This window comes from Acetobacter sp. P5B1, assembly GCF_018811985.1.
GTDB classification, from domain to species: domain Bacteria; phylum Pseudomonadota; class Alphaproteobacteria; order Acetobacterales; family Acetobacteraceae; genus Acetobacter; species Acetobacter cerevisiae.
Genome location: NZ_JACRVS010000002.1, coordinates 283,420 through 295,366, shown reverse-complemented (window position 1 = coordinate 295,366; position 11,947 = coordinate 283,420). Strand labels below are relative to the sequence as shown.

13 protein-coding genes, 1 tRNA gene and 2 pseudogenes are annotated in these 11,947 nt (G+C 55.5%); 10 read left to right on the top strand and 6 right to left on the bottom strand.

The annotated features are described in order from the left end of the window. Both KP703_RS02770 and KP703_RS02765 read left to right on the top strand, forming a co-directional pair. Window positions 1–237, top strand: a 237-nt coding sequence (locus tag KP703_RS02770) for a transposase (RefSeq protein ID WP_215753732.1), incomplete at its 5' end; no start/stop codon positions are given. Window positions 238–319: 82 nt separating this feature from the next. Next, window positions 320–517 (top strand): annotated as a pseudogene (locus KP703_RS02765) (transposase); the annotation flags it as partial. Window positions 518–590: 73 nt separating this feature from the next. Here KP703_RS02765 and KP703_RS02760 read toward each other — a convergent pair. The 3 genes from KP703_RS02760 to KP703_RS15885 form a co-directional block, all read right to left on the bottom strand. Further along, complete coding sequence (locus KP703_RS02760) at window positions 591–812, bottom strand: hypothetical protein (protein WP_215753731.1); 222 nt, start codon at window positions 810–812, stop codon at window positions 591–593. 108 nt (window positions 813–920) lie between these two features. Continuing rightward, window positions 921–1,226 (bottom strand): ParB N-terminal domain-containing protein, encoded by a 306-nt coding sequence (locus tag KP703_RS02755; RefSeq protein ID WP_215753730.1) that lies wholly within the window; start codon window positions 1,224–1,226, stop codon window positions 921–923. Then, window positions 1,223–1,459, bottom strand: coding sequence for a helix-turn-helix domain-containing protein (locus KP703_RS15885; RefSeq protein WP_373687423.1), 237 nt, complete (start codon window positions 1,457–1,459; stop codon window positions 1,223–1,225). The genes KP703_RS02755 and KP703_RS15885 overlap by 4 nt, the downstream gene beginning before the upstream one ends. Window positions 1,460–1,652: 193 nt before the next feature. On the opposite strand from KP703_RS15885, the gene KP703_RS02745 reads away from it, so the two are divergent. The 3 genes and pseudogenes from KP703_RS02745 to KP703_RS02735 form a co-directional block, all read left to right on the top strand. Beyond that, window positions 1,653–2,396: a S24 family peptidase gene (locus KP703_RS02745; RefSeq protein ID WP_215753728.1), complete on the top strand. Its 744-nt coding sequence runs from the start codon at window positions 1,653–1,655 to the stop codon at window positions 2,394–2,396. A 24-nt stretch (window positions 2,397–2,420) separates the two neighbouring features. Then, window positions 2,421–2,981 carry a hypothetical protein gene (locus KP703_RS02740; protein ID WP_215753727.1) on the top strand — a complete coding sequence of 187 codons (561 nt, stop codon included), beginning with the start codon at window positions 2,421–2,423 and terminating at the stop codon, window positions 2,979–2,981. A 262-nt stretch (window positions 2,982–3,243) separates the two neighbouring features. Beyond that, window positions 3,244–3,539 (top strand): annotated as a pseudogene (locus KP703_RS02735) (hypothetical protein); the annotation flags it as partial. Window positions 3,540–3,941: 402 nt separating this feature from the next. Here KP703_RS02735 and KP703_RS02730 read toward each other — a convergent pair. From KP703_RS02730 to KP703_RS02720, 3 genes are all read right to left on the bottom strand, one after another. Continuing rightward, a tRNA-Val gene (locus KP703_RS02730) sits at window positions 3,942–4,016 on the bottom strand. Between the two features lie 57 nt (window positions 4,017–4,073). After that, on the bottom strand, window positions 4,074–5,897 hold the full coding sequence (locus tag KP703_RS02725) for an ABC-F family ATP-binding cassette domain-containing protein (protein WP_215753726.1): 1,824 nt from the start codon (window positions 5,895–5,897) through the stop codon (window positions 4,074–4,076). Window positions 5,898–5,941: 44 nt separating this feature from the next. Next, window positions 5,942–6,703, bottom strand: coding sequence for a response regulator (locus tag KP703_RS02720; protein WP_215753725.1), 762 nt, complete (start codon window positions 6,701–6,703; stop codon window positions 5,942–5,944). A gap of 149 nt (window positions 6,704–6,852) precedes the next feature. Between KP703_RS02720 and KP703_RS02715 the strand changes: the two genes are divergently transcribed. The 5 genes from KP703_RS02715 to cydD all read left to right on the top strand — a co-directional run bounded on the left by KP703_RS02715 (window position 6,853) and on the right by cydD (window position 11,946). Beyond that, entirely contained in the window at window positions 6,853–7,344 is a 492-nt protein-coding gene (locus tag KP703_RS02715; RefSeq protein WP_231866189.1) for a sigma-70 family RNA polymerase sigma factor, read from the top strand. Window positions 7,345–7,443: 99 nt separating this feature from the next. Then, on the top strand, window positions 7,444–8,016 hold the full coding sequence (locus KP703_RS02710) for a sigma-70 family RNA polymerase sigma factor (protein WP_062140479.1): 573 nt from the start codon (window positions 7,444–7,446) through the stop codon (window positions 8,014–8,016). 143 nt (window positions 8,017–8,159) lie between these two features. Beyond that, a complete protein-coding gene (locus KP703_RS02705; protein ID WP_231558340.1) occupies window positions 8,160–8,315 on the top strand; it encodes a NepR family anti-sigma factor in 156 nt (51 codons plus the stop codon). Window positions 8,316–8,421: 106 nt separating this feature from the next. Next, window positions 8,422–10,092, top strand: a complete 1,671-nt coding sequence (locus tag KP703_RS02700; RefSeq protein ID WP_062140478.1) for a sensor histidine kinase — start codon at window positions 8,422–8,424, stop codon at window positions 10,090–10,092. A 132-nt stretch (window positions 10,093–10,224) separates the two neighbouring features. After that, complete coding sequence (cydD, locus tag KP703_RS02695) at window positions 10,225–11,946, top strand: thiol reductant ABC exporter subunit CydD (protein ID WP_215753724.1); 1,722 nt, start codon at window positions 10,225–10,227, stop codon at window positions 11,944–11,946. Window position 11,947 lies beyond the last annotated feature (1 nt).

The following is an 11,947-nucleotide window of genomic DNA, read 5'->3' as shown; positions in this document are numbered from 1 at the left end:
TCGGACGCCTTCCGTGAACGTATCTGGGACATGGGAGCCCGACCGGCCATTCCCGCAAAACGACGCGATGCGCCGGTTGCCTGCCCCAGATGGGTCTATCGGTGTCGGCACCTGGTCGAGAACCTCTGGGCCCGTCTCAAGGAATGGCGTGCTGTTGCAACCAGATACGAGAAAACCGCAGCATCGTTCCTGGCCGTCATACACATCGCTGCAGCCGCAGACTGGATCAAGTGCTAACAGGCCCTAGGCTCAGGACCTATTAATTTATTGAACTGAGCGAGACGTTGTGATTCACAGGCTTACCAATGGAGGAGAGGCTGTGAGTGAGTTGTTTTTGATTTCGGAGAGCCAGATGGAACGGATCAGTCCATTTTTTCCTCTGGCGCATGGAGCTCCGCGTGTGGACGACCGACGCGTCCTGAGCGGGATCGTTTACGTGATCCGCAACGGTCTTCAGTGGAAAGACGCTCCGAAAGTGTATGGTCCGCACAAGACTTTGTATAACCGGTTCATTCGCTGAAGCCGCCTGGGTGTCTTTGACAGGATCTTTGTCGCCATGACAGAGCAGGCTCTCACCGCGTCCCATTTGGTCACAAAGTCACAATCTGACGCTGCACATCCGTCGTCTCCCGCGCCAGCGCATCCAGCTGCACACCGCTACTTGCCAGCCATGTGTTGGCAATGATTTCGCGCACATCAGGCATAATGCTGGTATAACGGGACACAAAGCGCCTGATAGAGCGCGCATCTAAACTGAGCTTCTGGGCCGTTGCCTCGGTGAATGAGGGGATCAAGTGGACAAGGCTGTCCACTTGATCCGACTTCCGGTCACCACCGTGTTTCGTCTCCGGGTGCAGCTCTTCGTAAACTTCCTTACGCCGTGCCAGGAAGGTCGCCTTATCTAACGGACTCAGTTCCCGTCAGCAGATATTTTCATCAATTTCCAGCCGTTGGGCCTGTAGGTCATCTGCCTTTACGACAACAGCAAAGGCACTCTCAATACCGGCCAGTTCCAGTGCCCGCATGCGATGCGCGCTGGCAATCAGACGATACCGCTTGCCAGATTTCCGCACTTCAATCGGGGGGCGCTGACCCTGTTCCTGCATGCTGGCTGCAATAACGGCAGCAGCATCGACATCAACGCTCCGCAGGCGCTCTCCAACGTCAATATCTGCCAGAGGGATAGACACCACTGCTGAGAGTGGCTGAGGCACAGACATGTTCATGCTGCCACCTCATTTTGACGGTGCGCGCCGCCGGTCAGCCCGGTAGGGATTGTGTCATCACGAAACGACACAGAGGTCCCATCCATATGATAGCGATCTGGCCAGATGCTTTGCTGCGTCATTCCCAGTTCTTCGGCGATCATCCTCTCAATCCGAGTGGAATAACCGGGCATGCGAATTGCATTGGAGATTATATTGGGTTTGCGCCTGTTACGGCGCGCGAACTCGGCCATCGAACCGAATTTTTTTCTAATCCGACTTTTAAGGTCTTCGGGATGCAACCCGCCGGGCTTTCTTTTGCGCCAATCAATGTGAGAACTAACGGTGAGATGACACCGTGAGAATACGACAACCCGAACGTGTTTCAAGTCATAAATTCGGTTTGTCGTATTATTCTTGTGGATAGTGTGGGGATATCGTTCCTAAGTGACTGCAATTCCTGAGAAATCGAACGAAAAAAATAAAACAATGCAGCATTTGTCGGAACGCGGCCAAAACCGACAAACGGAAGAACTTGTTCTAAGAATTCGGGAAGTCGTTGAGAGATCCGGAACTCAGAAGCAGGTAGCTGCTCGCGCCGGTATCCCTGCCAGCACTCTGAGCGAGTATCTCAAGGGACGTGAGGTTAAATTGTCCCTTGCGGCACGAATCGCTGAGGCTTGCGGTGTGAGCCTTGAATGGCTTGCTACGGGCAAAGACACGCCCGTCACCTCCCTTGCGCAGACCCAGACCGAAAGCGCTGAAATAGATTATTATGATGAGGAAGCTAGCGCGGGCTTTGGCCGCTGCGCGTCAGATGCTCCGCAGCCCCAGCAAGTGTCTATTTCCCGCCAGTTTTTGCATGAGCTTTGCCTGACACCCAATTACACAATCATGCTGAAAGTAGCTGGCGACAGCATGGAACCAACCCTCAAGGCTGGGGATCGTTTAATCTTAAACACCAGTCCGTCGCATTTTTTGAGTGGGGTTACTGTATTCGTCTCATCGGGCCAGCTGATGGTGAAGCGCCTTTCACCCAGGGCGTCCGGCACGGTGATGATTATCTCAGATAATGACCGTTACCCGCCGCAAGAGGCAGAAATCAGCCGTTTTCGGTGGGGAAAACCTGATGGAAACGATTCAATTACAGTAATTGGCCGCGTGGCTTATAGATTGCAGGCAATGTCTTAATGTCTTTTAAGGGTTATCCTAGAAATGGCTGATAAAAAACAGACATATGGAAAAACTGAATTTGCAAATATTGTCCTGTGTTCTGGTCTATTTTTGGGAGTGTTATTATTTATCGCCCAGGATAATCCACAGCACCCAGACACAGCTCCACGGCAGGATATGCTGGGAAAAGCCCAATTCCGTAGGATACCACCCCAAAAACTGGATGGTGCCAAAATAGCCATTGCAGCTCTTTTGCAGGCTTGCCCGAATATACCGAAATATGCCGCGCACGGAGAAAACCTAACGGTGGACTATTATCCAAACGGCTGGAAAGGAACATCAGCTCATTTGGGTGTGGAGCTGGATTTGGCTCCAGACAGCCTCAAAGCCCTTCCTCAAGGCTTAAGAGACTCACAATGGAGCGGCCATATGGAAATGGGCCTGTCTGGCGGATCGAAGCCGGGCGCGATTATGGAGATGCCGTTGCCTCTATGGTTATGCGGCCAGCCAGTGGATGAAGACATTCTATCAAGCCGCAAACACGACTGGTCGCAGGAAAAGAAATTCCTGCCTCTTAATGAGATCCCCAGAAACAGCTTTTAAGAGGCTCTTAAAAGGGTCTTGGAACTCATTGTATAAAAATACGATGGGTTCCAAATCAAATGGCTGAAACAGGCATTGCCGCAGACTTGTCGAAAATTTCCATCCAAAGATATCGGAGCATTTCGGCAGCTCAGAATTTTTCAGATACCGGCACAAATGGCTTTCGTCCGCCACATTTTGTCCCGTCAGATCCCGGATCGTCCCATATAATCCCGGTCACTCACTACCTGTCGGTAAGTTCCATCCTTCTTGGTCGGTAACACAGGCAGGCCGTTCGAAGCGCCTGATGATCGATGCGACACATCTCAAGGCTCACCGGACAGCTGCCTCTCTGCTCAAAAAGGGGCTTTTCCCCGCCATATCGAACGCACAAAAGGCGGCCTGAACTCAAAGCTACTTTACAACTGGCATCTCTATAAAAAGCGCCACCTCATCGAAAACATGTTCGCAAAGCTCAAAGACTGGCGGCGAGTGGCAACACGATATGACCGCTGCGCACACACTTTCATGTCCGCTATCCACATCGCAGCAAGCTTCATCTTCTACCTCAAAGAATGAGTCCTGAGCCTAGACATACCGGTTCTGGACCCGGCGCCAGACCGGCCACCCTCAACAGCCAAAATCATCGCCTCCCGCCATAACGGCGCGTTAGGCGGTCGGCCCCGTAATGGAGAAACACCGGCCGAGGCCCGCCGCCGCAAGCTGCATATGGTGGACAGTGAGGTCATCCCGGCACCAGACGGGCAGAACGCCACCGTCATCACCTACGCCACACACCCGGAACAGCAGGAGCGATTCTCCGGCGTGTGAGAGCGGGGCAGGGAGGGTCAAATCTTTGCACGGATTTTGCACGAGCAACCCAGCCAATAAGAGGTGCAATCCGTGCAAATTTGGCTAAATCTGAAAAAGGGAAAATAACCGGAAACCACGCAAGACCCGCAAAAAAACTGCGATTTATCGTGGTGGGTGCGACAGGGATTGAACCTGTGACCCCCGCCGTGTGAAGGCGATGCTCTACCGCTGAGCTACGCACCCGGTTTGTGGGGCTCCTATTAGCCGAGCAGCAGGGGCTTGGCAAGCGGGGAAACGCAATTAATTTTCCCCGGCAGCCAGACTTTCCCGCTTCATCTCCAGCTCAAGCCATTTTTCTTCAGATTCAGCGAGTTTCGCCTCAATCTTCTCAAGGTCGGTACTGTATTTCTGGAAGAGTTTCGGGTCGCGGCTATACAGGCCCGCATCTGCCAGCTTGGTGCGCAGGGCTTCTGCATCCCGCTCCAGCTTTTCCATTTCTTTGGGCAGATTATCCAGCGCGAACTGGTCCTTGTAGCTCAGCTTTTTAGCTGGTGCGCGAGATACTCCGGCTGTCTCTTTGGAAGACGGGGCAGAGCGAACAACAGGTTTTTCGGACGCAATCTCTTCTTCTATGCCGCCCTTTTTCTGAACCAGCATGTCACTGTATCCACCGGCGTAATCCGTCCAGATGCCATCGCTCTCTGTGGTCAGAACAGAGGTTGCAACACGGTCCAGAAAATCACGATCATGGCTTACCAGCAGGACGGTGCCATCATAAGCGTCTAACATCTCCTGCAGCAGGTCGAGAGTTTCCAGATCCAGATCGTTCGTCGGTTCGTCCAGCACCAGCAGATTGGAGGGCTGCGCCAGAGCGCAGGCCAGCATCAGACGGCCTCTTTCCCCGCCGGAAAGAACGCCCACAGGTGTGCGCGCCTGCTCGGGTTTGAAGAGAAAGTCCTTCATGTAGCCAATAACGTGGCGTTTTTCTGTGCCGACCTGCACCATGTCGCCACCGCCGCCTGTCAGCGTATCGGCAAGAGTTTTATCCGGGTCCAGCGTGCGGCGCTGCTGGTCCAGCGTGACCATGGAAAGCGATGGACCCAGAGTAATCGTTCCGCTATCAGGCTGATCCTGCCCGACAAGAAGCCGCAGCAAGGTTGTTTTACCGGCCCCATTAGCCCCGACAATCGCCAGCCGGTCTCCACGCAGCACGCGCAAATCCAGGTTGCGAACAATGCAGCGCTCGCCCCACGATTTGCTAATATTTTCCGCTACAGCAACCAGACGGCTGGATGTGGACGCACTTTGAACGTTTAGGGTCACTGTGCCTTGTGCGCGAACAGCATCACGGCGGGCCGCCCGCAACGCAGCCAGTTCCCCCACGCGGCGCACATTTCGTTTGCGGCGGGCTGTTACGCCATACCGCATCCAGTCTTCTTCCCGCGCAATCTGCCGGTCCAGCTTGTGCGCGTCGCGCTCTTCCTGCTCCAGCACTTCTTCACGCCAGGCTTCAAATCGGCTGAACCCCTGATCCAGACGTCGGGTCATGCCGCGATCCAGCCAGACAACCGAACGGGAAAGGGTGGAGAGCAACCGTCGGTCATGGCTAATGATCACCATGGCGCAATTCAGGCTGAGAAGTTCACGCTCCAGCCATTCAATGGTGGGCATGTCCAGATGGTTGGTAGGCTCATCCAGCAGCAGGATATCGGGGGCGGAGGCCAGTGCGCCAGCAATCGCGCAGCGCCGGGCTTCACCGCCGGATACGTTGGCCGGATTTTCCTTTCCGGTCAGGCCCAGGGCGTCCAGCATGGCCGCAGCCCGCCATTCCGAGGCCGGGTCGGTAATTTGTGCCAGCACGTAATCGGCTGTCGTGGCGTAACCGGACAGGTCAGGTTCCTGCGGCAGATAGCGCAGGGTTGCGCCGGGCTGCAGGAACAGCGTGCCGGAGTCAGGCTGAATGACGCCTGCCGCAATTTTCAGGAGTGTGGATTTGCCGGAACCATTGCGGCCGACCAGACAGAGCCTCTCACCCGCTGAAACAGAAAAACCTGCCTTATCAAGCAGAGGATTTCCGCCAAGCGTGAGAGTAATGTCCTGAAGGAGAAGGAGAGGGGGAGCCATTCCCTGTTTCTGTGGCAGAGCGCCTGCGGACGCAAGAGGCTATCTTATGAAACAGCCCCTGTTGAATGGGCCACAGCCCAATTACTAACAGCCTGATACGTGGCGACAGCCAGGGTCAGCGGTTCAAATGGCTTGGTGATAACAAAGCTGGGCTCGGACGTTTCGCCTGTTAGCAGCCGCTCAGGATAGGCGGTAACGTAAATGACCGGAGCGGAATGGCTTTTGGTAATTTCCGCCACGGCGCGCATGCCATCACCTCCAGCGCCGAGATTAATATCTGCCAAAATCAGGCCGGGCCGGGTTTCCTGCGCCAGACGAATGGCGTCGGCCTGTGTGTGGGCAACACCTGCGATTTTATGGCCGCATTGCAGCACAAGATCTTCAATATCCATGGCGATAATCGGTTCGTCCTCAATAATCAGGACGGATGTCTGAATACCGGTCTTGAGGTAGACATGGGCTGTTTCAAGGTCTTCAGACGCTTCCTGGGGTGAAAGCCCGAGAATTCGGGCGGCCATGTCCAGTGAGACTTCTTCCAGCGTCGTCAGCAGAAGGAGCTGGCGCTGCACGATGGACAGACCATGCTCCGGACCATCATTCTCTGGCTGCGTCGCAAAATGTCTGGAAATCGCCTGATAAAGCCTGCAAAGAGAGGGCAGATCATCTGTCGGGCGGCTCGTAGTGAGTGTCCGCAGACTTTCCGCCACAAGAAGATCTCCTCGGGGCTGGCTTCCTGTCAGTGCGCGGGCATAGCGCCTGCCGTAGGGTAACGCCTGAATTAAAGCGCTGCGCAGCGACTCTGGCATGACAAGGCTCCTTCGCGTGGAGTAGGGCTTAGATTAAGCACGACCGTAACGACGACATGTGTCATCGTTTGCAGAAAAGGGGAAGTGTTCTGATTCGGGATCGACAACATTCTGACAATGTTGCCACGACATCGTTCTCTCGCACAGAGCTGTTAGCGTTAGTTCCGTCGCTGCGCGCATTTTCCCGTTTTCTGGCAAGAGACGCCGCTTTGGCGGATGATCTGGTACAGGAAACTGTTTTGCGGGCTCTCAGCAAGTCCGAACAGTTTGCGCCGGGCACCAATCTTAAAGCGTGGCTTTTTTCCATCTTGCGAAATTTTTTTCTGGAGCAGACCCGACATCGTAACCGGGAGAGAGAAGTCCTGAGCGATTACGCCGCCAGCCCTGACAGAGTGACACAAAGCCGTTCCTCCTTGCAGGAGCGGGAAACCATCCGGGAGTTGGACCATTTTCTGTGGCAACTTTCCCCCCTCCTGAGGGAAGCACTGGTGCTGATTGGCGCGCAGGAAATGACGTATGAGGATGCCGCCATGGTCTGCGGCGTCACGGTTGGCACCATGAAAACCCGGGTCTCACGCGCCCGGACACAGTTGCAAACTTTGCTGGAAGATCCGGACGGAGAGAATGAGCCGTCTGCATGAGAGGAAGCCCTCAGAAATTTTTTTTGAAAAACCGTGTAACCTTTCCTCGCCGCCGTTCATTCATCCTGCAAGACAATGCAAAAGGCGGAGAAAAAGATCATGACAGTTTCATTCCACGATCAGGTTATCGGCATTCTCCCTAAACTGCGCGTTCAGGCTCTTGCTCTCACCCGCAATCGCGCGGCAGCGGAAGATCTGGTGCAGGACGCCGTTTGCAATGCACTTTCTGCCCAGAACAGTTTTGCCCCAGGCACAAATTTTGCAGCCTGGATGCACCGTATTCTGCGTAACCGCTTTATCTCTGATCTGCGTAAGAAGCGCGACACCACTGACATTGATGATATGCCCGCCTCCTTCCTAGCGACCAATGCCCCGCATGAAGACCGGATTGTTCTGAAAGACCTTGATGCAGCCCTTGCACGTCTGCCAGACGACCAGCGGGAAGCTTTGGTGCTGGGTGTGCTGGAAGGAATGAGCTATCAGGAACTTGCTGATATTGCTGGGTGTGCTGTTGGTACCGCCAAAAGTCGTGTATTCCGTGCAAGACGACAGCTTGAAGCCTGGATGACGGGTGAAGAGCATGTTGGGAATGAACGGCTGAAAGCACAGGCAGCGGCTCTCCGCCGCAAGCTCAGCCAGCAGGACAGCCAGAACGCTTCTAAGGCTGTTTGATAAGAGAACTGTGTGGGCCTGAAAGCCCACCGAAGAAGCGGGAAGAGACTGAGCAGGCTTGGGCATGTCAGATGACGATTTACGCGGACGATGTGACCTTTCCATCAGGCCGGGTGCAGCAATGCCGCCAGATGGGCAAGACGATGGATAAAAAGCCACGAAAAAAACCAGAGACAACGTCTGATCAGGCTTTTGATCTCTGGTTAAAACGAGGACTGCATCAGCTTTTTGACGACGTGGCGAACGAGCCTATCCCTGAAGAATTGCTGAAGCTCATTGAAGAAGATCGCGGAGAATAATCCTGATCCGCAGAGGAAGGGGAAGCGGCAATGGCGCTCGGTGCGCTATGTCCTTCTCTCCCTGCTATCCGGATTGGGCCATATTTTCGCAACCACCAGCGCCCGGATGCGATTGCTGATCTGCCTTTCGGGTATTCCCGTTCTGGCAATCAGCACCGTTCTGGCCCTCCATAATTATAATGAACTGATGGTTGGCAGCGCTCAACGTGCTGCCACAGCCATTGCCCGGCTGGATCTGCAGTTCCGGCACGATACGGATCGCCTGCGGAGTGCTCTGGAAACTATTGGCGGGATGGGGCTAACCCCGGAACAGATTGGCCATGCCCTGCGTCTGGCTGAGACCATGAGTGGGCAGCGCTATTGTTTCCTTGGCATTCTGGATAGTGACGGGCAGGTTATCCAGACGATCTCACCGCCGGGGAGCGGGTGCCAGAATATCGGTGTTACAGACCCCGCGCCCTCCTTCCAGGGAACCTTGCTGGAAGCCGTGCAGGAAGATGGAAATCCGGACTCTAAAGGGACTTTCCTACGGATTACAGTTCCGGCGATTTTCCTCTCCATTCCGGAAACACGCGGCTATCTGGTCGGCATCCTGCAACTTTCCAGAAAAGCGGCCTATCTGGCTAATAGTGCTGGCTGGCAGGCGTTTTCTGATGAGAGCAATCCCCTCCAGGCCTGGCTGATCAATCAGGATGGAACGCTGTCTTCCGTCTGTACGGACTGTCGTTGGGTGCCCCCGGCAGAGGCGGTGGTGCATCAGTTACAGCAAAGGCTGGAGGCTAGCGAGGGCTCGGTGGTCTCCATGCCAACGGCTGAAGGAGGCTATGCACTGGGAGCTATTGCCGGTGGGGCCGATATTCTGGTGGCCACCCAGAGAACTCCGCGAGAAGCCGATGCGCTGCGCACGATGGTGCTGGAAATCTCGGCGCTAATGATTCTTCTGGTGGCGGGCCTGATTGGCGTGACTCTGGCTGCCAACATTGTTCTTGTCTGGCCGCTGCGCCGCCTGACTTATTCTGTGCAAAAATGGCAAATGGAAGGGGTTTTTGATGCTCGCATTACCCGCGCTATGCCGTTGGAACTTCAACGTCTCGGGCAAGCCTTTACCCGTGCCACGCGCAGACTGAGTCGGCACGAGGCGCGGCTGAACAAGGCGATGGCGCATCAGGAGCTTCTGATGCGTGAAATTCACCATCGGGTGAAAAATAATCTTCAGATTGTGGCCTCGCTGCTGAATTTGCAGGCCAGCCGGATCTCTCACCCTGAGGTCCGGGCAGAGTTTGCGCTTGCGCGAGACCGGGTGCGGGCTTTGGCCACTCTGCACAAAACGCTTTATGCGGAAGACCGACTGGATAGTCTGGATATGGCCAGCTTCCTGCGCGAGTTGTGCGAGCAGACTTTGCATGTTGCGGGGGAGGGGGAGACCGGGCGGATTACGCTCAAGGTTGAATCTGATGACTTCCGGATGAACCCCGATCAGGCCGTGCCTCTGGCGCTGATTATGACCGAAATTGTCACCAACTCTATCAAATACGCTTTCCCTGATGGGCGACACGGCACCATCTCCGTCGCACTGCGTCTGGTAGATCAGATTGTCACCCTGACGATTGCAGATGATGGAATCGGGTGCAGCTTTGATGACGACACACCTGGCGAACGACACGGTATTGGCCGAAAACTGATCCGCGGCTTTGCCCGGCAGCTCAATGCCCAACTTTTCCGAAACGGGGAAAATGGGACTGTCTATAAATTTGTATTTCCGCTGATCAGCGAGTGAAAAAAGTGTCTTTTGATGCATAAAAGACCTGCCACTCATACGCCGGGGCATAGGCGTTATGCTCTGCCCGCAGTAGGGAGCGGCGTCCTTAGGTGTTTGCGTCCTTCGCTGTCCGGTATAAATGCCTAGTTTATGAGTGGTGACAAAGCAGCGATACGTGACTGGACGCGGACACAGTCGCGTCTGGGGCGTCAGGCAGCGCGACCGGTTGTAGTTTTCGGGCTACTGTCCAGTCTACTGGGTGTTGGGCAGGCGTGGTGTGTAGCAACTGTTCTCGGGCATGCCCTCGTCGGCCTTGTCTCGGGTGGTGGCGCACAAACCCTTGTCTTGTGGCCCATTTTGGCTTTTGCGGGGTTAGCGCTCCTTCGTGCCCTTATTATGGCATTGAGCGATACAGCATCTGCCAAGGCTGGGATTGATGCCCGACGCAGGCTGCGCGGGGAGGTGCTGGCCTCCATCCTGACCGGCGGTCCGGCATTGCTCCGCAAAACCCATAGTGGCGAGCTGGCAACAATTGCGGTCGATCGGGTGGAAGCTCTGGACGGCTTTTTTGGCCGCTGGGTGCCTGCTTCAGTTCTGTGGATTGCCGCACCTCTGCTGATTTTACTGCCCGTAGCCTTCATTCAGCCACATGCTGCTTTGGTGCTTGGTCTGTGCGGCGCAGCTGTGCCATTTGGGCAGGCTCTGTTTGGCATTGGCGCCGCCGTAGCATCCCGCAATCAATTTTTGGCGATGACCCGTCTGCAGGCCCGTTTTCTGGACCGTGTGAAAGGGATTGCCACCATTGTGCTGGCAGGCCGCGCCGATGATGAAACGGAACGACTAGGACAGGCCGCCGAAGAACTGCGGCAGCGCACCATGAAAATTCTGCGCGTTGCATTTCTGTCTTCTGCTTCTATTGATTGCGCCATGGTCATAGCGCTGGTGCTGATCGCCATTATGGACGGCAAGCAGGCCATGACGCTGCTGTCTGGCGGAGTTTCTCCGGCTCTGGCGCATACGCTCACCAGTGGATTGTTCGTCCTGCTGGTTATTCCCGAATTTTTCGCCCCCCTGCGGGGACTGGCTCTGGCCTATCAGGACCGTGCGCATGCTCAGGGAGCTGCGACTGCCATTCTGGATCTGCCCGAGGCTCTGCCGCGCCCGTCACCCGATGGCGCGCGCACCGTAAATGCCTCCGGCGTCATGGTGTCTCTGGAAGATGTCTGTTTTACGTGGGATCCCGCCCGTGGGCCTGCGCTGGACCATGTCAGCTTTACCGTTCCTGCGGGGGAAACCCTGATTCTGGCAGGGCCTTCCGGTTCTGGTAAATCAACCATCATGGAACTGCTGCTCGGCTTCATTCAGCCGGATAGCGGGAGTGTGCGATTCAACGGGGCACCGCTGGACAGTATTGTTCCGGATTCCCTGTCCCGCATGATCTCATGGATTGGCCAGAAGCCAGTTCTGTTCGCCGGAACGCTGAAAGACAACATTCTGTTTGCCCGCCCGGATGCGGATGAGGCGGACCTGATGGCCGCCGTGAAAGCGGCTGCTGTGGACCAGTTTTTACCGTCTCTGCCGGATGGATTGGAAACACGGATTGGGGAAGGGGGCTTTGGTCTTTCTGGTGGTCAGGCCCAGCGCATTGCCATTGCTCGCGCTTATCTGAAAAACGCCCCCATCCTGTTGCTGGATGAACCAACCGCGCATCTGGACCCAGCTACCGAAAAAAGCGTTTTTGAAAGCCTGCAACGTCTGGCGCTGCGCCGGACGGTTGTTCTCGCCACCCATTCCGCAGCCGTACATATGTTTAACGGACGGCGTGTGGACCTCCAGATGGGCCGCGTTGTGGCACGGCAGGGAGCCGCGTGAG

What these genes read in the sequence shown, in the direction of transcription:
- KP703_RS02755 (WP_215753730.1), bottom strand. Translation starts at nt 1,226, where the DNA reads ATGAACATGTCTGTGCCTCAGCCACTCTCAGCAGTGGTGTCTATCCCT.
- KP703_RS15885 (WP_373687423.1), bottom strand. Translation starts at nt 1,459, where the DNA reads ATGGCCGAGTTCGCGCGCCGTAACAGGCGCAAACCCAATATAATCTCC.
- KP703_RS02740 (WP_215753727.1), top strand. Translation starts at nt 2,421, where the DNA reads ATGGCTGATAAAAAACAGACATATGGAAAAACTGAATTTGCAAATATT.
- KP703_RS02725 (WP_215753726.1), bottom strand. Translation starts at nt 5,897, where the DNA reads ATGGCTCCCCCTCTCCTTCTCCTTCAGGACATTACTCTCACGCTTGGC.
- KP703_RS02720 (WP_215753725.1), bottom strand. Translation starts at nt 6,703, where the DNA reads ATGCCAGAGTCGCTGCGCAGCGCTTTAATTCAGGCGTTACCCTACGGC.
- KP703_RS02710 (WP_062140479.1), top strand. Translation starts at nt 7,444, where the DNA reads ATGACAGTTTCATTCCACGATCAGGTTATCGGCATTCTCCCTAAACTG.
- KP703_RS02705 (WP_231558340.1), top strand. Translation starts at nt 8,160, where the DNA reads ATGGATAAAAAGCCACGAAAAAAACCAGAGACAACGTCTGATCAGGCT.
- KP703_RS02700 (WP_062140478.1), top strand. Translation starts at nt 8,422, where the DNA reads ATGCGATTGCTGATCTGCCTTTCGGGTATTCCCGTTCTGGCAATCAGC.
- cydD (WP_215753724.1), top strand. Translation starts at nt 10,225, where the DNA reads ATGAGTGGTGACAAAGCAGCGATACGTGACTGGACGCGGACACAGTCG.